This is a genomic window from Pseudacidovorax intermedius (assembly GCF_003350475.1).
Taxonomy (GTDB): domain Bacteria; phylum Pseudomonadota; class Gammaproteobacteria; order Burkholderiales; family Burkholderiaceae_C; genus Xenophilus; species Xenophilus intermedius.
The window spans coordinates 95,476-113,670 of record NZ_QQAV01000003.1; the positions used below are offsets into that span (position 1 = coordinate 95,476).

At 69.5% G+C, this 18,195-nt stretch carries 16 protein-coding genes; 8 read left to right on the plus strand and 8 right to left on the minus strand.

The annotated features are described in order from the left end of the window. The first annotated feature begins 65 nt into the window (after positions 1-65). The 6 genes from DFR41_RS09935 (at position 66) to DFR41_RS09960 (ending at position 8,725) form a co-directional block, all read left to right on the plus strand. Positions 66-758 carry a phosphoribosylanthranilate isomerase gene (locus tag DFR41_RS09935; RefSeq protein WP_114802585.1) on the plus strand — a complete coding sequence of 231 codons (693 nt, stop codon included), beginning with the start codon at positions 66-68 and terminating at the stop codon, positions 756-758. A 121-nt stretch (positions 759-879) separates the two neighbouring features. After that, positions 880-2,142, plus strand: a complete 1,263-nt coding sequence (trpB, locus tag DFR41_RS09940) for a tryptophan synthase subunit beta (protein ID WP_114802586.1) — start codon at positions 880-882, stop codon at positions 2,140-2,142. Next, positions 2,139-3,002 (plus strand): tryptophan synthase subunit alpha, encoded by an 864-nt coding sequence (gene trpA / locus DFR41_RS09945; protein WP_114802587.1) that lies wholly within the window; start codon positions 2,139-2,141, stop codon positions 3,000-3,002. Before trpB ends, trpA begins: the two co-directional genes overlap by 4 nt. Before the next feature lie 108 nt (positions 3,003-3,110). Then, positions 3,111-3,983 (plus strand): acetyl-CoA carboxylase, carboxyltransferase subunit beta, encoded by an 873-nt coding sequence (gene accD, locus DFR41_RS09950; protein WP_017761322.1) that lies wholly within the window; start codon positions 3,111-3,113, stop codon positions 3,981-3,983. 167 nt (positions 3,984-4,150) lie between these two features. Further along, complete coding sequence (locus DFR41_RS09955) at positions 4,151-6,241, plus strand: TonB-dependent siderophore receptor (protein ID WP_114802588.1); 2,091 nt, start codon at positions 4,151-4,153, stop codon at positions 6,239-6,241. 18 nt (positions 6,242-6,259) lie between these two features. After that, complete coding sequence (locus DFR41_RS09960) at positions 6,260-8,725, plus strand: PepSY domain-containing protein (RefSeq protein WP_114802589.1); 2,466 nt, start codon at positions 6,260-6,262, stop codon at positions 8,723-8,725. 60 nt (positions 8,726-8,785) lie between these two features. Here the strand turns inward: DFR41_RS09960 and DFR41_RS09965 are convergent, their stop codons facing one another. After that, a complete protein-coding gene (locus DFR41_RS09965; RefSeq protein WP_114802590.1) occupies positions 8,786-9,343 on the minus strand; it encodes a YggT family protein in 558 nt (185 codons plus the stop codon). 72 nt (positions 9,344-9,415) lie between these two features. On the opposite strand from DFR41_RS09965, the gene DFR41_RS09970 reads away from it, so the two are divergent. Beyond that, positions 9,416-10,042, plus strand: coding sequence for an LON peptidase substrate-binding domain-containing protein (locus tag DFR41_RS09970; RefSeq protein ID WP_017761348.1), 627 nt, complete (start codon positions 9,416-9,418; stop codon positions 10,040-10,042). Between the two features lie 221 nt (positions 10,043-10,263). Further along, entirely contained in the window at positions 10,264-11,802 is a 1,539-nt protein-coding gene (gene lysS, locus DFR41_RS09975; protein WP_114802591.1) for a lysine--tRNA ligase, read from the plus strand. A gap of 58 nt (positions 11,803-11,860) precedes the next feature. Here the strand turns inward: lysS and DFR41_RS09980 are convergent, their stop codons facing one another. From DFR41_RS09980 to era, 7 genes are all read right to left on the minus strand, one after another. After that, complete coding sequence (locus DFR41_RS09980) at positions 11,861-13,411, minus strand: lactonase family protein (protein WP_147284332.1); 1,551 nt, start codon at positions 13,409-13,411, stop codon at positions 11,861-11,863. 270 nt (positions 13,412-13,681) lie between these two features. Beyond that, positions 13,682-13,915, minus strand: coding sequence for a DUF167 domain-containing protein (locus DFR41_RS09985; protein WP_017758928.1), 234 nt, complete (start codon positions 13,913-13,915; stop codon positions 13,682-13,684). Positions 13,916-13,926: 11 nt separating this feature from the next. After that, positions 13,927-15,030 carry a beta-N-acetylhexosaminidase gene (nagZ, locus tag DFR41_RS09990; RefSeq protein WP_017758929.1) on the minus strand — a complete coding sequence of 368 codons (1,104 nt, stop codon included), beginning with the start codon at positions 15,028-15,030 and terminating at the stop codon, positions 13,927-13,929. A gap of 105 nt (positions 15,031-15,135) precedes the next feature. Beyond that, positions 15,136-15,531: a holo-ACP synthase gene (acpS, locus tag DFR41_RS09995; protein ID WP_017758930.1), complete on the minus strand. Its 396-nt coding sequence runs from the start codon at positions 15,529-15,531 to the stop codon at positions 15,136-15,138. Next, positions 15,528-16,292 carry a pyridoxine 5'-phosphate synthase gene (locus DFR41_RS10000; protein WP_017758931.1) on the minus strand — a complete coding sequence of 255 codons (765 nt, stop codon included), beginning with the start codon at positions 16,290-16,292 and terminating at the stop codon, positions 15,528-15,530. The genes acpS and DFR41_RS10000 overlap by 4 nt, the downstream gene beginning before the upstream one ends. Before the next feature lie 58 nt (positions 16,293-16,350). Continuing rightward, the gene (gene recO / locus DFR41_RS10005) at positions 16,351-17,130 is read right to left on the minus strand and encodes a DNA repair protein RecO (protein ID WP_017758932.1); all 780 of its coding nucleotides are present in this window, start codon (positions 17,128-17,130) and stop codon (positions 16,351-16,353) included. A gap of 1 nt (position 17,131) precedes the next feature. After that, the gene (gene era / locus DFR41_RS10010; protein ID WP_114802856.1) at positions 17,132-18,118 is read right to left on the minus strand and encodes a GTPase Era; all 987 of its coding nucleotides are present in this window, start codon (positions 18,116-18,118) and stop codon (positions 17,132-17,134) included. Positions 18,119-18,195: the final 77 nt, after the last annotated feature.

An 18,195-nucleotide genomic window follows, 5' to 3' on the forward strand; every position in this document is an offset into this window, starting at 1 on the left:
ACAGCGTCAGGCAGTCCCCGCCCTCTCGCCCCGTCACGCGCCCTGTTCCTCTGTCTGCACACGCCATGACCCCTTCGTCCGCCACCTTCCGCACCCGCATCAAGATATGCGGCCTCACGCGCGAGCAGGACGTGGATGCGGCCGTGGACGCGGGCGCCGATGCGGTGGGCTTCGTGCTCTACGCCAAAAGCCCGCGGGCCGTGACCGTGGAGCGCGCCGCCGAGTTGGCGCGCCGGCTGCCGCCTTTCGTGGTGCCGGTGCTGCTCTTCGTCAATGAAGCGCCGGATCGGGTGCAGGCCGGGCTGGTGGCGGTGCCAGGTTCCATGGCCCAGTTCCATGGCGACGAGACACCCGAACTGTGCGGACAGTCCACCGCCGAGGGAGGCCACCGCTGGCTGCGCGCCGCCCGCATCCCCCTGGGCGCGGCAGGGGCCGGCTTCGACCTCTTAAACTACGCGGCTTCCTATTCCCAGGCCAGCGCCATCCTGCTCGACGCCCATGTCGACGGCTATGGCGGTGCCGGCAAGGTCTTCGATTGGTCACTCCTTCCAACCGCCGTCGACGCTCACCTCGTCTTGAGTGGTGGGCTCGCACCTGCAAACGTGGGCGATGGCATTGCGCTGCTGCGCCCGCGCTGCCGGTCGCTGTCGGTTGATGTGAGCTCGGGCGTCGAGACGGCCAAGGGCATCAAGGACGGCGACAAGATCCGCGAGTTCGTCGCCGCCGTCCGCGCGGCCGACGCGCTACTCGCCCGCTGAGCCGGGGCCTTCGGGCCCGCCGGCTGCACCCCCAGGACACTGCGCGTCCTGACGGCTGCCAAGAAGACCTCCTCGTTCTGCCGGTGCCCACCTGTGCACCGGCGCCATCATCACGATCGCCATGAACACACACACCTATGCCCTGCCCGACGCCGCCGGCCACTTCGGCCCCTATGGCGGCAGCTTCGTCAGCGAGACGCTGACCCATGCCATCGCCGAACTGCGCGAGGCCTACGACCGCTACCGCGAAGACCCGGAGTTCCTGGCCGAGTTCGCCTACGAGCTGAAGCACTTCGTCGGGCGGCCCTCCCCCATCTACCACGCCGCCCGCACCAGCCGCGAGCTGGGCGGCGCGCAGATCTATCTCAAGCGCGAAGACCTCAACCACACCGGCGCACACAAGATCAACAACGTGATCGGCCAGGCCATGCTGGCACGCCGCATGGGCAAACCGCGCGTCATCGCCGAGACCGGCGCCGGCCAGCACGGCGTGGCCACGGCCACCATCTGTGCCCGCTACGGGCTGGAATGCGTGGTCTACATGGGCAGCGAGGACGTCAAGCGCCAGAGCCCCAACGTCTACCGCATGAACCTGCTGGGCGCCACGGTAGTGCCGGTCGAATCCGGCAGCCGCACGCTCAAGGACGCGCTCAACGAGGCTATGCGCGACTGGGTGACGAACGTGGAGAACACCTTCTACATCATCGGCACGGTGGCGGGCCCACATCCCTATCCGGCCATGGTGCGCGACTTCCAGAGCGTGATCGGCAAGGAATGCATCGAGCAGATGCCGTCGATGCTCCCTGGCGAAGGCAGCCAGCCCGATGTGGTGGTGGCCTGCGTGGGCGGCGGCAGCAATGCCATGGGCATCTTCCATCCCTACATCCCCTACGGGCAGGTGAAGCTGGTGGGCGTGGAAGCCGCTGGCGAGGGCCTGGACAGCGGCAAGCATTCGGCCTCGATCCAGCGCGGCAGCCCGGGCGTGCTGCACGGCAACCGCACCTACATCCTGCAGAACGAGGACGGCCAGATCACCGAGACGCACAGCGTCAGCGCCGGCCTGGACTACCCCGGCGTGGGCCCCGAGCATGCCTACCTGGCCGACATCCGCCGCGCCGAATACGTGGGCGTGACCGACGGCGAGGCGCTGGCCGCCTTCCACCACCTGTGCCGCACCGAGGGCATCATCCCGGCGCTCGAATCGAGCCACGCGGTGGCCTACGCCATGAAGCTCGCCAAGACCATGCGGCCCGACCAGTCCATCCTGGTCAACCTCTCCGGCAGGGGCGACAAGGACATCGGCACCGTGGCCGACCTGGCAGGCGTCGACTTCTACGACCGGCCCTCCATGCGCGGCCTGTCGGTCAAGGGGGGCAAGCCATGAGCGCCGCGAACACCACGCCGGACAGCCGCCGCATCGCATCCACCTTCACGCGTCTGGCGGGCGAAGGCCGCAAGGCGCTGATTCCTTATGTGACCGCCGGCTTCCCGCAGGCCGACATCACGCCCGCGCTGATGCACGCCATGGTCGCCGCTGGCGCCGACGTGATCGAGCTGGGCGTGCCCTTCTCCGACCCCATGGCCGACGGCCCCGTGATCCAGAAGGCCGGCGAGGCCGCACTGGCCATCGGCGTCGGCATGGCGCAGGTGCTGGCCATGGTGGCCGAGTTCCGCGGCCAGGACACGACGACGCCCGTCGTGCTGATGGGCTATGCCAACCCGGTGGAGCGCTACGACCTCAAGCATGGCGCCGGCGCCTTCGTGCGCGACGCGGCGGCGGCGGGCGTGGACGGCGTGCTGATCGTCGATTACCCGCCAGAAGAGTGCGAGGCCTTCGCCGCCGACCTGCGCGCGCACGGGCTGGACCTGATCTTCCTGCTGGCCCCCACCAGCACCGACGCCCGCATGGCGCAGGTGGCGCGGGTGGCCAGCGGCTATGTCTACTACGTCTCGCTCAAGGGCGTGACCGGTGCCGGCCACCTGGACACTAGTGCCGTCGAGCAGATGCTGCCGCGCATCCGCCAGCACGTGACGGTGCCGGTGGGCGTGGGCTTCGGCATCCGCGACGCGCAGACGGCACAGGCCGTGGGCCGCACGGCCGACGCGGTGGTGATCGGCACGCGGATCATCCAACTGCTGGAAGGCCAGCCGCGCGAAGCGGCACTGGCCGCGGCCGGCGATTTCCTGCGCGGCATCCGCGCCGCACTGGATGCGCTGCCGGCCCCCGGGCCGAAAGCGGGATAATCCGTCCCCTCGTTCCCCGCCCTGCCCGGCCACCGCGCCCGGCAGGCGCCGCGGACAGGCGGCTTGGCCGCCCCGTCCGCCTCCTTGCACAGAACTCGGACGCACACCATGAGCTGGCTCGAAAAACTCCTCCCCCCCAAGATCGCGCCCACCGACCCCGGTGCACGGCGCCAGATGCCCGAGGGCCTGTGGATCAAGTGCCCGAGCTGCGAGACGGTGCTCTACAAGACCGACCTGGAGCAGAACCAGAACGTCTGCCCCAGTTGCAGCCACCACCACCGCATCGGCGCCCGCGCGCGGCTCGACGCCTTCCTCGATGCCGAGGGCCGCTACGAGCTGGGCCAGGAAGTACTGCCGGTCGATGCCCTCAAGTTCAAGGACAGCCGCAAGTACCCCGAGCGCCTGAAGGAAGCGCTGGAGTCCACCGGCGAGACCGACGCCCTGGTGGTGATGGGCGGCTCGGTGCTCAACATCGGCGTGGTCGCCGCCTGCTTCGAGTTCGAGTTCATGGGCGGCTCCATGGGCTCGGTGGTCGGCGAGCGCTTCGTGCGCGGCGTCGAGACCGCCATCGAGCAGAAGGTGCCCTTCATCTGCTTCACCGCCACCGGCGGCGCCCGCATGCAGGAAGGCCTGCTGTCGCTGATGCAGATGGCCAAGACCAATGCGGCGCTCACGCGCCTGGCCAAGAAGGGGCTACCGTACATCAGCGTGCTGACCGACCCGACCATGGGCGGCGTCTCGGCCGGCTTCGCCTTCGTGGGCGACGTGGTGATCGCCGAGCCCAAGGCGCTGATCGGCTTCGCCGGCCCGCGCGTGATCGAGTCCACCGTGCGAGTGAAGCTGCCCGCGGGCTTCCAGCGCGCCGAGTTCCTGCAGGAAAAGGGCGCCGTCGACTTCATCAGCGACCGCCGCGAACTGCGCAAGACCATCGCCAGCGTGCTGGCCATGCTCACGCGCCAGCCGGCCGACGCGGTCGGCTGATCGCCCTCGGGCGCCCGGCCCGGAGCGGCCGGGCCGTGGTGCGGTTGCCACAACCACCACGAATATGAGAAAAGTTCTCATTAGCAAGGCAGAATAGGGTTTTCACCAGTTCGCCAACAGCGCGCATCGGCGCGCTTTTTTGTGGCCGCTCGCCGGCACGCCTGCTCATGAGAAGACTGCTCCCTGTCGCCGCCGCCCTGGCGCTGCCGCTGCCCTGCGCCGTGGCCCAGACCACCCTGGACACCGTGGACGTGCGCGCCGACCGCAGCAACGGCTTCGTCGCCAACACGGTGGAGGCCGGCACCTTCCGCGGCGGACAGCTGATGGACGTTCCGGCCACCGTGAATGCCGTCACCAGCGCCGTCATCGAGCTGCAGGCGGCCGACAGCGTCTACGACGTGCTGCGCAACACCGCCGGCGTCACGCGCCAGCAGAACGGCGGCGACACCTTCGACCAGCTGGTGATCCGCGGGATCGGGGTCGAGAACCGCACCAACTACCGGCTCAACGGCTCGCTGGCCATTCCCAACATCTCCGAGATCCCGATGGAGAACAAGGAGCGGGTCGAGGTGCTCAAGGGCGCCTCGGCGCTGTACTACGGCTTCACCTCGCCGGCTGGCATCGTCAACTTCGTGACCAAGCGGGCCGGGGCCACGCCGGTGACGAGCGTGGGCGTGCGCCTCGACAACCACGGCGAGGCGCAGGGCCTCGTGGACATCGGCCGCCGCTTCGGCGAAGGCGATCAGTTCGGCGTGCGCATCAATGCCGCAGGCGGCAGCCTCGGCTCGGCCATCGGCGGCGTGGACGGCAACCGGCAGATGCAGTCGCTCGCCTTCGACTGGCGCGTGAACTCGCAGCTGACGATCAAGGCCGACGTCGAGCACTACCAGAAGCGCGTCGTCGAGCAGGCCGGCATCGGCCGGCCGGCAGCGGTGAATGGCGTGATCACGCTGCCCGCGCTACCGGACCCCACCAAGCTGCTCGGCCCGACCTTCGCGCCCTTCGTCGCCGAAGTCACCAACCAGCAGCTGCGCGCCGACTATTCGATCAACAGCGACTGGGCGCTGATGGTGGAAGCGGGCCGCTCGGACGCCGAGCGCGACCGCGGGCTCGGCACCGTCAGCAACTACAACGTCAGCACCGGCCGCGGGCGCATCACCGGCAACGTGCAGCACCTCGAGCAGACCTCGCAGCTGCTGCGCACCGAACTCTTCGGCACCTTCCAGACCGGTGACGTCCAGCACGAACTGACGCTGGGCGTCGCCCGCGCCGACAAGAGCCAGGCGCCGATCTATAGCCGCAACTATGGCAACGCCAACACGGTGCAGAACCTGTACAACCCGGTGCCGATCGGACCGCTCGCGCTCAGCAACCGCACGGTGGTGCCCACGACCGGCTTCCAGGACAGCAGCGACCTGGGCCTGTACGCGCTGGACCGCATCGTGCTCTCGCCCGAGTGGCAGTTGGTGGCCGGCGTGCGCCATACCCGCTACCAGAGCGTGCAGGGCGCCAGCACCACGCTGCCGGTGACCAGCTACGACGTGGACGAGACCTCGCCGCTATTGGCACTGACCTACAAGTTCACGCCCGACCTGGCCATCTACGGCTCCTATTCCCAGGGCGTGGAGGAAGGCGACACTGCCCCCGCCGGTACCGCCAACCAGAACCAGCGCCTCGCCCCCGGCGTGAGCAAGCAGAAGGAACTGGGCCTGCGCTGGCAGGCGCCCAACGGCACGATGTTCTCGGCCGCCGTGTTCGACATCGACCGGCCCGGCAGCTACACGAACAGTGCCAACACGTTCGTGGGCGACGGACGGCAGGTCTACCGGGGCCTGGAGCTGTCGGCCCAGGGTCAGCTCACGAAGCAGTTGGCCTGGCAGGCCTCCGGCCAATGGCTGAACGCGGCCTTCCGCGACATCAACGCCCAGTACAACGGCAAGTTGCCCGAGAACACGGCACGCAAGACGGCCAGCCTGTTCCTGTCGTACGACATCGCCGGCGTGCCCGGCCTCTCGATCAATGGCGGCGCCTACTACACGGGCCGCCGGCCCATCGACGACCTGAACCAGGGCTTCATCGGCGGCTACACGCTGTTCGACGTCGGCGCGCGCTATGTGACCCAGCTCTTCGGCAGGCGCACCCAGTTCCAGCTGAACGTGGAGAACGCCGGCGACAGGCGCTATTGGTCCGCAGCCGGCACGCGTCTGGCCGTCGGCACGCCGCGCACCGTGAAGGCCTCGATGAAGGTCGACCTGTGAGCGCGGTGAGAGGCTGACATGCCCTGGACCTGGCGCCAAGCCCTGTTCCAGCTCCACTGGCTGGCCGGCATCACGGCCGGCACGGTGTTGGCGGTCATCGGCAGCAGCGGCGCGCTGCTGGCCTACCGGGCGGAGATTGTTGAAGCGCTGAACCCCGCGCTGTTCCAGCGCCAGCCGCCCACGCCCGGCGCGGCCCCGCTCACCCCCGCAGCACTGGTCGCCGCCGTGCAGGCGCGTGACCCGAAGGTGCAGGTGCAGACACTCACCCTGCGCAAGCAGACCGGTTGGCCCGTGCGCATCGGCTTCGCGCCGGCGCCCGGCCAGCGCCGCGGCGCCCAGCACTGGCTGGACCCGTGGACCGCCGAGCCGCTGCCCGAGCCGCGGGGCGACGAATTCTTTGAGACCGTCGAATCGCTACACCGCTGGCTGCTGCTGCCGCGCGACATCGGCAAGCCGGTGACGGGCGTGCTCGCGGCCTCGCTGTTGTTGCTGGCCATCTCGGGCCTGGTGCTGCGCTGGCCGCGTCGGACGCTGGACTGGCGCGCCTGGCTGCGCGTGGACCTGCGCCTGCGCGGCCGCGCGCTGCTGTGGAACCTGCATGCGGTGGCGGGCACGCTGGCGCTGCTGTGCTACCTGGTGTCGGGGCTGACGGGCGTCTACTGGGGCTTCGATGCCGTGCGTGCGGCGGTGGACGGCGCCGTGGGCGAAGGACAGGCGGCGCGCATGCAGCGCAGCGGCGGCAACCCGGCCGGCCGTGCCATGGGCGCGGCTGGCGGCGCGGCGTCCGCGCCGGGCCCCACGCCCGCGCCACCCCGCGCCGCGCCCGATCTGGACCGGCTCTGGCAGGGCTTCCTGCGCGCATCGAACGGCAATTGGCAGCTGGTGACGCTGCGGCTGCCGGCACGGGCCAATCCACGCGTCGAAGCCACCTACCTGCGCCGCGACGCCGAGCACGAGCGCGCCCGCAACCGGCTCTACCTGGACGCCGCCACTGGCGAGCCCATCGAGCATCGCCGCTATGCGGAACTGAGCGCGCCGGCGCGGCTGGTCAACAGCATCTATCCGCTGCACATGGGCAGTTTCTGGGGCCCGCTCGGCCGGGTGGTGATGGTGCTGGCCAGCGCCGGGCTCCTGCTCTTCGCCATCACCGGCTGGCTGCTGTACCTGCGCCGCCGGCGCGAGGCAGCGGCGGCACGGCGGGCGCGGCGGGCCTCGCTGGCGGCGGCGGGTGGCGGCGCCACGCCCGAGGCCGGCGGGCTGCTGGTCGCCTTCGCCACCCAGACGGGCCATGCCGAACGGCTCGCCTGGCAGACCGCGGCCGCCCTGGGTGCCGCTGGCGTGCCGGCCACCGTCAGGCCGCTGCAGGCGCTGGCCCCGGCTGATCTGGCCCGCCACCCGCGCGTGCTGGTCGTGGCCAGCAGCTACGGCGATGGCGAGCCGCCCGACGCGGCCCGCGCCTTCGCCCGGCGGCTGGCCATCATGAACGCCCCGCTGGCGCCCGCCCCCGCCTTCGGCCTGCTGGCGCTGGGCAACCGCCAATACGGCACCTTCTGCGGCTTCGGCCATGCGCTGGATAGCCACCTGCGCCGCCTGGGCGCGCGACCACTGTTCCCGCTGGTGGAAATGGACGAGGCGGACGCCTCCGCCATCGTGCGCTGGCGCGCCGAAGTGGGCGCCGCCTTCGGCGTCGTGCTGGACGAGGACGCAACGCCGGACCCGGCCCTGGCCGCACCCCGCTGGCTGGAGGCCGAGTTGGGCCGGCGCACGCACCTGAATCCTGGGAGCGCCGGCTCGCCGCTGTTCGAGCTACAGATCGCCCTGCCCCCCGAGACCGACTGGCAGCCAGGCGCACTGGTGGAGATCGAAGCGCCTACGGCCGGCGAGCCACCCCGGCGCTATTCCGTCGCCTCGATCCCGGACGACGGCACCCTCAGCCTGCTGGTGCGCCAGCGCGTGCTGGACGACGGGCGCCTCGGCCTCATGTCCAGCTGGCTCACGGTGCAGACTCTGCCCAGCGCACCGCTGCGTCTGCGGCTGGTCGACAACCCGGGCTTCCGGCTGATCGACGACGACCGCCCCTGCATCTTCATCGGCAACGGCTCGGGCTTTGCGGGCCTGCGCGGACATCTGCGCGAGCGGGCGCGGCGCGGCCATGGGCGCAACTGGCTTATCTTCGGCGAGCGGCATCCGGACCACGACGCCTTCTTCGCCGACGACGTGCAGGCCTGGCAGGCCCGCGGCCTGCTCCCGCGGGTGGACCTGGCCTGGTCGCGCGTGGCACCCACCGGCCGCCATGTGCAGGACGCACTCAAGGATGCAGGCGACGCGTTGCGCCGCTGGGTGGACGACGGCGCCGTGCTCTATGTCTGCGGCAGCCTGGCGGGCATGGCGCAGGGCGTGGATGCCGCGTTGCGCGAGCTGCTCGGTTCCGCGGCGGTAGAAGCACTGCTCATGGAAGGCAGGCTGCGCCGCGACGTCTACTGAGCGGCTTCAGGCGCAGTTGCCCGGCGCCCGCCCTGTGGGGTTCGGCGCCGGCTCCGTGCCTCAGCGCCCGATGCCGTAGATGCCCACCAGCAGATTGCCCAGCACCATCGCCACGATCTGCAGCAGCACGATGGCCACGAGCGGCGACAGGTCCACGCCGCCGATCAACGGCACCACGCGGCGGATGGGCCGCACCAGCGGCTCGGCCAGGCGCTGCACCAGGTCGTGCAGCACGGGGGATGCGCCGGGGATCCATGACAGCACCGCATAGACGATCAGCAGCGCCGTCAGCCCCGACACCGCCAGCTGCAGCAGCCCGAACAGCGACAGCAGCGGCAGCGCCACCGGCCGCAGCCCGCCGGCCAGCAGCATCAGCAGCAGGTACTTGAGCATGACGATCAGCCAAGCCGCCACCAGGCTGGCGAGGTCCCAGCGGCCCGCTGCGGGCAAGATGCGGCGCAGGGGCAGCACGATCCAGTCGGTCAATGCAAAGACGAAACGCCCCAGCGGATTGCCGAAGGGCACGCGGTGCAGCTGCATGTACAGGCGCAGCAGGCAGGCGCCGCCCAGCAGGCCGGCGATGACGTCCAGCAGGAACGAAGGGATCTGGTAGAGCATCGTCAGGAAGAGAAAGACGCCGCAGGGGGCAAGGAGGGAGTGCGATGATAGCCACGCACTTCTGCGCCCATCATGTCCGAAGCCAACCCCTTCCTGCCGCTTTTCCCCCTCGGAACCGTGCTCTTTCCGGGCGGGCTGCTGCCGCTGCGGATCTTCGAGCTGCGCTACCTGCAGATGATCGGCGAGTGCCACAAGGCCGGCACGCCCTTCGGCGTGGTCGGGCTGATGCGGGGCGCGGAAGTGCGAGCCGCCGCAGCGGCGCCCGAGGTCTTCGCGGACCTGGGCACGCTGGCCACCATCCGCCACCTGGAGTCGCCCCAGTCCGGCCTGCTGGTCATCGAATGCGTGGGCACCGAGCGCTTCCGCATCCTGGAGCGCCGGCAGCAACCCAACGGCCTGTGGACGGCGCGCACCGAAGTGTTGCCGCCCGAAGCCCGCGTGCCCGTGCCGGACGACCTGCTCGGCGTGGCCGATGGGCTGCGCCAGTTCGCCGAGACCCTGCGCCAGCGCGGCGGGCCGCTGCCCCTGGCCGAGCCGCCGGACTACGACGACTGCGCCTGGGTGGCCAACCGCTGGTGCGAGCTGCTGCCCTTGCCCTCCGAGATGCGGCAGCGCCTGCTGGCCCTGGACAGTCCGCTGGTTCGCCTGGAGCTGGTGAGCGACCTGCTGGCGCAGACGCGCATCTCGGGCCAGCGCTGAGCGAACGGCGCGGACCGCATCCCCCCGTCATCACACTGCGAGCACGCAGGCTGCGTTCCCGCGGCGCACGCACCGCGTTGCGCAGCGCGGCCCCGCTAAAATCGCCGGCCGCGCTGCACCGGGCCCCCGGCCCGGCGACCCTGGCGCCCTTCCCCTGACAGCCGCCCTCCCCCCGGTCGCCCCCGCGCCCGGCGGCGGCCTCCAACTGCACGACGCCCTCCATGTCCGACCACACCACGCCGGCCGCTGCCGCCCCTTCCGTTGACGACAACCAGCTGATCGCCGAACGACGCGAGAAACTGAAGGCGCTGCGGGCCGGCCAGGCCGAGGGCCGCGGCGTCGCCTTCCCCAACGACTTCAAGCCCGCCGACCGCGCCGACGCCCTGCTCGCCGCCCATGGCGAGACGCCCGCCGAGACGCTCGAAGCCACGCCCGTGGCCGCCAGCGTGGGCGGCCGCATGATGCTCAAGCGCGTGATGGGCAAGGCCAGCTTCGCCACCCTGCAGGACGCCACCGGCCGCATCCAGCTCTACGTCACCCGCGACGCCCTGGGCGAAGAGGCCTACGCCGACTTCAAGAAGTGGGACCTGGGCGACATCGTCGGCGCCGAAGGCACGCTGATGAAGACCAAGACCGGCGAGCTGTCGATCAAGGTCAGCCGCCTGCGCCTGCTGACCAAGAGCCTGCGTCCGCTGCCCGACAAGTTCCACGGCATGAGCGACCAGGAGCAGAAGTACCGCCAGCGCTACGTCGATCTGATCACCGACGAGGCCGCCCGCACGCGCTTCGCGGCCCGCAGCAAGGCCGTGAGCGGCATCCGCGAATTCATGGTGAGCCATGGCTTCCTGGAAGTGGAGACGCCCATGCTCCATCCCATTCCCGGCGGTGCCAATGCCAAGCCCTTCGTCACGCACCACAACGCGCTCGACCAGGAGATGTACCTGCGCATCGCGCCGGAGCTCTACCTCAAGCGCCTGATCGTGGGCGGCTTCGAGCGCGTGTTCGAGATCAACCGCAACTTCCGCAACGAAGGCATCTCGGTCCGTCACAACCCCGAGTTCACGATGATGGAGTTCTACGCGGCCTACTGGAACTACCGCGACCTGATGGACTTCACCGAAGCGCTGATCCGCGACGCCGCCACCAAGGCCGTGGGCACGCTGCAGCTGACCTACCAGGGCAAGCCGGTGGACCTGGCCGCGCCCTTCGAGCGCCTCACCATCCGCGAAGCCATCGTCAAGCACACCGAGGCAAGCGACAACGTGGACAGCCGCGACTGGCTGATCGCCGCGCTGCGCAAGCTGGGCATGAGCGAGGAGAAGGACCGCCTGAGCGGCCGCACCCTGGCCAGCCTACAGGTGCTGTACTTCGAGGAAGTGGTCGAAGAAAAGCTCTGGCAGCCGACCTTCATCATGGAGCACCCGACCGAAATCTCGCCCCTGGCCCGCGCCAACGACGAGCGGCCCGAGGTGACCGAGCGCTTCGAGCTCTACATCACCGGCCGCGAGTTCGGCAACGGCTTCTCGGAGCTGAACGACGCCGAGGACCAGGCCGCCCGCTTCAACGCCCAGGTGGCCGCCAAGGACAGCGGCGACGACGAGGCGATGTATTTCGACCACGACTTCGTGCGCGCGCTGGAGTACGGCATGCCCCCCACCGGCGGCTGCGGCATCGGCATCGACCGCTTCATGATGCTGCTGACCGACTCGCCCAGCATCCGCGACGTGATCCTGTTCCCGGCACTGCGGCGCGAGGGCTGAGCGTGGCGGCAAGCCAGCCCGTCGGAGCGGTCGCGGGCGGCCCTCTTCCAGTCCCGCGTCAGTAGCCCAACGAGAAGCCGCCCATGGTGTCAAGCCCATTGGGGTACTGTTGCCCGGAAACCGGGAGACCACCCACTTGCAACACCGACATCAATGACGTGGCCCCGGTGGTCGCGTTGACAAGATAGGCGCGCAAGCTCTGCCCCAGCGTACGCGTGTCGATGTCGGACAGATAGCCGAACCGGCCCGATGCATCGAACGTCGGGACCGCATGCGGGAGCGGTGCCCCCAACAGGCTTAAGGTTCCATTGATGGGGTCAACCGCGTAGCGCTGTGTGACCGGAGCGGCCGCAGGCGTACCGACGTTTTCGAACTGCCCAACATAGAGTACGTGCGCATGCGGATGGACCGCCAGCCGGCTGAATGTGGGCAAGGCACGGCGCGCTGAACTCACCTCGCTGATCGCCCCTGTCGCAGGGTCCACCCGGAAGCTCTTGAGCGCATAAGTGGTCGTTGGATTGCTCCCCCCAGTCGCCATCGCAGTAGTGCCGTATGCGAATCGCCCGTCCGGCGTGAAAGATACGAATGCGTCGGAATCCAGGTCGAAACGCCCGGTCCGTCGAAGTAAACCGGTCTGAAGATCGACGGCGTAGACGGTAACCGACAAGGGTGACGCCGAGCTGGGGACGGATCGGTCCAATGACGAGAAGGCAAAGGCGAAGCGGCCACTGGGATCAAAACGGAGTTCAGCCACAGCAGGCATCGTTGTCGAGTCGACCTCGCTCACTGCGCCATTGCTGGCGTCCACTCGCAACAACCGCAACGGCAGCGCAGCCCAGGTTGGAACAGCTCCTGGTGCATTGGTCTGCCTGTAACCGGCGCTGTAGAGAAAGCGACCGGAAGGATGCATCATGAGCCTGCGGGCCACGAACGGCGCAGCGCCATCGCGCCATTGGACCAACGACGCAGAACGCTCAGAGATGCTGCCGTCCTGCCGCAGCGCACGCCGGTATACGTCGGAGATGCCCGTGCTCGTAACCCCGCCCTGGCTTGTCACGGTGCCCCCGCGGATCACGTAAGCCCAGCGGCCACCGGGATGAGGTACGGCGATCTCCGGATCGACCGCCTCGTCGTCCAAGGGACTTGCAAGGTTGACGGCGACAGGGGCCGTGCCTAAGGCGCCTGTGGCCGGATCAATCGGATGACTTCGCACCTGGACGTTTTGCGGCAGCAGGTATTCGTTCTGGTGGCTTACCGCCACGTAAGCAAAGCGGGCGACCATTCCGCTGCAGATCACGGTGGTGCGGGGATCTTCCGGACCCGCCTCGCCGGCCGCCGTGCCAGCGTCGACCGTGCATTGACGCGCAGGATCGACAGGCGGCGATTTGACGGAAACCGAATAGCGGCCTCCCCGGGGGAGCGCCGTCGAGAAGGCAAAGGTGCCGTCCGCTTCGGGCACCACTTCTTCCGCGCCGTTCAGTTGCAGCACCAGCCCAGGCGGGACCCAGCCATCAAGCCGACCGCGAACCTGAAAAGTGGCCGTTGCCTGCGGCGTGTCGCCGCCGGCTGGATCGGCCGAAGTGCCGGGGCTCGATCCTGAAACAGGCATGAAGGCCCCACCACCTCCTTGGCTTCCACCCCCTCCGCATGCCATCAATGCGGCGGCAACGGCCCACCCGGCCAACCAGGCTCTTGCGTTCACTGTCACTCCCTTTTTGTTCTGGACTGCAGTCCTATGTAAACTAGCAGTCCGGATGCCCGCGACGGCTGCGCAAGAGCCTAGCAGTGCCGTGCGGCGATTCGCACTCCCTCCGAAACTAAAAGCCAGAATCAGGAATTTGTGCCTAGGCTCGGAATCGCGTCCTGCCGAACCGGCGTGTCAGGTGCGGGCAACCTTCACCAGCTTCATCCGCCCACCCGCGCCGGCGTGGATGTCGACGGCAGCCTTGGCCACGCCCAGTTGTTTCGCCACCAGGGCGATCAGCTCGGCATTGGCCTTGCCGTCCACCGGCGGCGACTTGAGCTGGGCCAGCCAAGTGCCGTCTTCCTGCTGCACCAGCGTGCTCGCCCGGGCGTTGGGCTTGACCTTCACCTGCAGCATGGTGGTCGCCATGGGCCGCGTTCTCAGACGGTGGCGGGCAGCAGCGCGCGGGCGTGGCGGTAGGCCGGATCGGCCATCAGCGCGTCCCAGCCCAGTGCCTCCCCGCGCGGCAGCAGGGCCCGACGGCGAGCTTCGCGTTCGGGCGACGGCGCGAGTTCGCCACTCGCGCGCGCCTGCGTCATCGCATCCAGGAATTCGTCCAGCACCGCGCCGCCGTTCAGGCTCTGGTTGCACAGCAGCGCCAGGTCGCAGCCGGCCTTCAGGGCCTGCAGCGCCGCCTGGGCGGGCGTCAACAGCCGGCCTTCGAGGTGGCGAGCACCTTCCATGCTGAGGTCGTCGCTGATAACCGCGCCGGTGAAGCCCAGGCGCTGGCGCAGCACCTCCTGCAGCCACCGGGAAGAGAAGCCCGCGGGCCGCGCATCGACGGCGGGATAGACGACATGCGCCGGCATCACCGCCGCCAGGCTCGCACTGAGCCAGCGATAGGGTGCGGCGTCGTCGGCCAGGATCTCCTCCAGGCCACGCGGATCGACCGGCACGGCCACGTGCGAATCAGCCGCCGCGAAGCCGTGACCGGGGAAATGCTTGCCGCAATGCGCCATGCCGGCATCGCGCAGGCCGTGCATCACCGCCCGGGCGAGCGCTGCGACGACGGCGGGGTCGCGGTGGAAGCTGCGGTTGCCGATGACGGCGCTACGCGAGGCCGGCGCATCGCCCGCCGCCGCGTCGGCATGGTCCAGGTCCAGCACCGGCGCGAAGGAGAAGCCGATGCCGCAGGCGCGCAGCTCCGCTGCCAGCACCTGGCCGAGGGCGACCGCCGCGTTCAGTGCGCGCTGCGGGCCGTCTCCCCCCGACTGCCACTGCATGCCCAGCGACCGCATCGACGGCAGCGCCGTGAAGCCATCCGTGCGGAAGCGCTGCACGCGGCCGCCCTCATGGTCCACCGCGATCAGCAAATCGGGCCGCAGTGCCTGGATCTCGGCCGAGAGCGCCGTGATCTGCGCCCGGCTCTCGAAGTTGCGGCTGAAGTAGATGCAGCCGCCCACAAGCGGATGTTGCAGGCGGCGCCGGTCGTCGGCCGTAAGGGCGGTGCCGGCGACGTCGATGATGAGTGGGGAATCGGTCATGGGGTCCAGGTCGGGCACGATGCCCAGAGAACAGACGGCGGGGCGACGGGCAGGCGCTTTCAGACTGCCGGGCGGGCGCCGATCACGGGAGCGCGCAACGCCTGCTCAGTCGCGCTTCTCGACCACCACGAAGCTGGCCGCATAGTCGGCCTCGTCGGTGACGGTCACATGCGCGCTCAGGCCCTGGGCCTCGAACCAGCTCTTGAGCGGGTCATGCAGCGCGATGTACGGCTTGCCGCTGCGGTCATTGAGGATTTCGCACAGCCGCCAGCTCATGGGCATGCGCATGCCCAGCCCGATGGCCTTGCTGAACGCTTCCTTGGCCGAGAAGCGGGTGGCCAGGTAACGCATGCCGCGCGCCGGCCAGCGGCTGCTGCGCTGGCGCCAGATCGCGAGCTCGGCATCGCCCAGCACGCGCTCGGCGAAACGGTCGCCCTGCCGGCCGACGGTGGCTTCGATGCGACGGATGTCGCACAGGTCGGTGCCGATGCCGTGGATCACGAGGCAGCCGCGTCGATGCAGCGCAGGTAGGCGCGCGTGGTGGCGTCGTAACCGGCTTCGAGCGCGTCGGCGACGAAGGCATGGCCGATGGACACCTCCTTGACCTGCGGCACGGCGCGCAGGAAGTCGGCGAGGTTGTCCTGGCTCAGGTCGTGGCCGGCATTCACCTCGAGGCCAGCGGCCTGCGCAGCCTGCGCGGCGGCGGCGTAGCGGGCGAGCACCGCGTCGGCATCGGGCCGGCCGCGGGAGGCCGCATAGCCTTCGGTGTAGAGCTCGATACGGTCGGCTCCCACGGCGCGGGCCGCAGCCATCATCTCGGGCACCGGGTCCATGAACAGGCTCACGCGCACGCCGAGGGCTTTCGCCTCGGCGATCAGCGGGCGCAGGCGCTCGGCGTCCTGCGGGAAGGTCCAGCCGTGGTCGCTGGTGAACTGGTCCTCGCTGTCGGGCACGAAGGTGGCCTGGTGCGGGCGCAGCTCGCGCACGAAATCCATCAGGTTGTGGAAGGGGTTGCCTTCGATGTTGAACTCCACGCCTGGCCAGTCCTGCTTCAGCAGCGCGTGCAGTTCGTGCACGTCGTCGGCGCGGATGTGGCGGGCGTCCGGCCGCGGATGCACGGTGATGCCGTGCGCGCCGGCCTGCAGGCACAGTGTGGCGGCGCGGGTGACGCTGGGAATGCCCAGGTGGCGGGTGTTGCGCAGCAGCGCGACCTTGTTGACGTTGACGGACAGTGCCGTGCGGGAGGAAGTGGCGGTGTTCACGGATGGACCTTCGGCTTGGCCTGCGAAGCGGGTGCGTCGACCCTGGGCCGGGCGCGCTTCACAGATCCTGCAGGTCGCGCATCATCTGCCGGGTGCGCAGCTGGGCGACGCCGCAATGGTAGTGGAGCAGTTGACGCAGCTGGCCGCGTAACGCCCCGCTGGCGCCGGCCGACAGCTCGGCCACGGCACGCAGCGTGCGGGTGAAGGGGGCCGGATCGGCCAGTGCCCGCTGCAGCGATTGCCAGCCTTCGGCGGCGAGCGCGGCGGGCTCGTCCTCGTCGGCCTCGCGCAGCCCGGCCTCGGGCACCAGCAGATAGCGGCCGCCCGGCGTGAGCGGACTCAGGGTGAGGGTCTGGACATCGAGGTCGGGCAGGAAGCCGATCTCGCGCAGCAGCAGCAGCTCGAAGGCTCGCAGGGCCGAGGCCTGTACCGCCTGCTGCGAGGCCGGATCGTGCGGCGTGCCCAGCACCTGGACCACGGCCGCATAGGCGTCGAACAGCGCCGGGTGCGCATCCTCGCGCGCCAGCAGGCGCAGCAGAAGCTCGTTGAGGTAGTAGCCCGACATCAGCGCATCGCCGGTGGGCATGACGTGCCCGCCCATCCATTCGGCGGACTTGAGCGTGCGCACCTCGGCATCGCCGCCGAAGGCAAGCTGCAGCGGCTGCAGCGGCAGCAGCACCGGCCGGAAGTTGGAACTCGGCCGCTTGGCTCCCTTGGCCACCAGCGCGATGCGCCCGTGATGGCGCGTGAACACCTCCAGGATCAGGCTGGACTCGCTCCAGTCGTAGCGATGCAGCACGAAGGCGGGTTCATGCGCGACCCGGCGGCTGGTCGCCACGTCACTCGTAGCCGAAGCTTTTCACACGGGCTTCGTCGTCGGCCCAGCCGGAGCGCACCTTCACCCACAGCTCGATGAACACCTTGGCGTCCATCAGCTTCTCCAGTTCCTGGCGCGTCTCCATGCCGATGCGCTTGATGCGCTCGCCCTTGTCGCCGATCACCATGGCCTTGTGGCCGTCGCGTTCGACCACGATGGTGGCGGCAATCTTGACCAGGCGCTTGTGGCCCTTCTTCTGCGGCGGCTCTTCCTCGAACTTGTCGACGACCACGGTGGAGGTGTAGGGCAGCTCGTCGCCGGTCAGGCGGAAGAGCTTTTCGCGCACCGTCTCCCCGGCCAGAAATTTCTCGCTGCGGTCGGTCAGTTCCTCCGCGTCGTACCACCAGTTCTGCTCGGGCAGGTACTTGGCGCAGATGGCGAACAGGCGCTCGATGTCCTTGGCGTTCTTGGCCGACATGGGCACGAACTCGGCGAAGCGGTCCTGCGCCTCGCCGCCGTGCTCGCGCTGCATCTGCTGCAGCCACGGGGCCAGGTCGGCGCGGCGCAGCACGGTGTCGAGCTTGTTGGCGATCAGCAGCACAGGGATGTTGCGGTCGAGCAGGCCCAGCACCTTGGCATCCGCCGACGTGAAGCGGCCGGCCTCGACCACGAACAGGATCAGGTCCACGTCGGCCACCGCGCCAAGCACCGTCTTGTTGAGCGAGCGGTTGAGCGCATTGGCGTGACGCGTCTGGAAGCCCGGCGTGTCGACGAACACGAACTGCGTGCCGCCCGGGCCCTCGGCGTCGGCCACCGTACGGATGCCGGTGATGCGGTGGCGCGTGGTCTGGGCCTTGCGCGAGGTGATGCTGATCTTCTGGCCCACCAGCGCATTCATCAGCGTGGACTTGCCGACGTTGGGCTTGCCGACGATGGCCACCAATCCGCAACGCTGGCCCGGGATGGGCTGGGCCTGCACGCCGGCGGGCATCGCCGGCATGGGCGGCATGTGGTCGGGCACGGGATCGTGGTCGGGTTCGGACGGAAGGTCGGGAAGGTCGTTGTGGTCGTTCATGACAGCAAGAA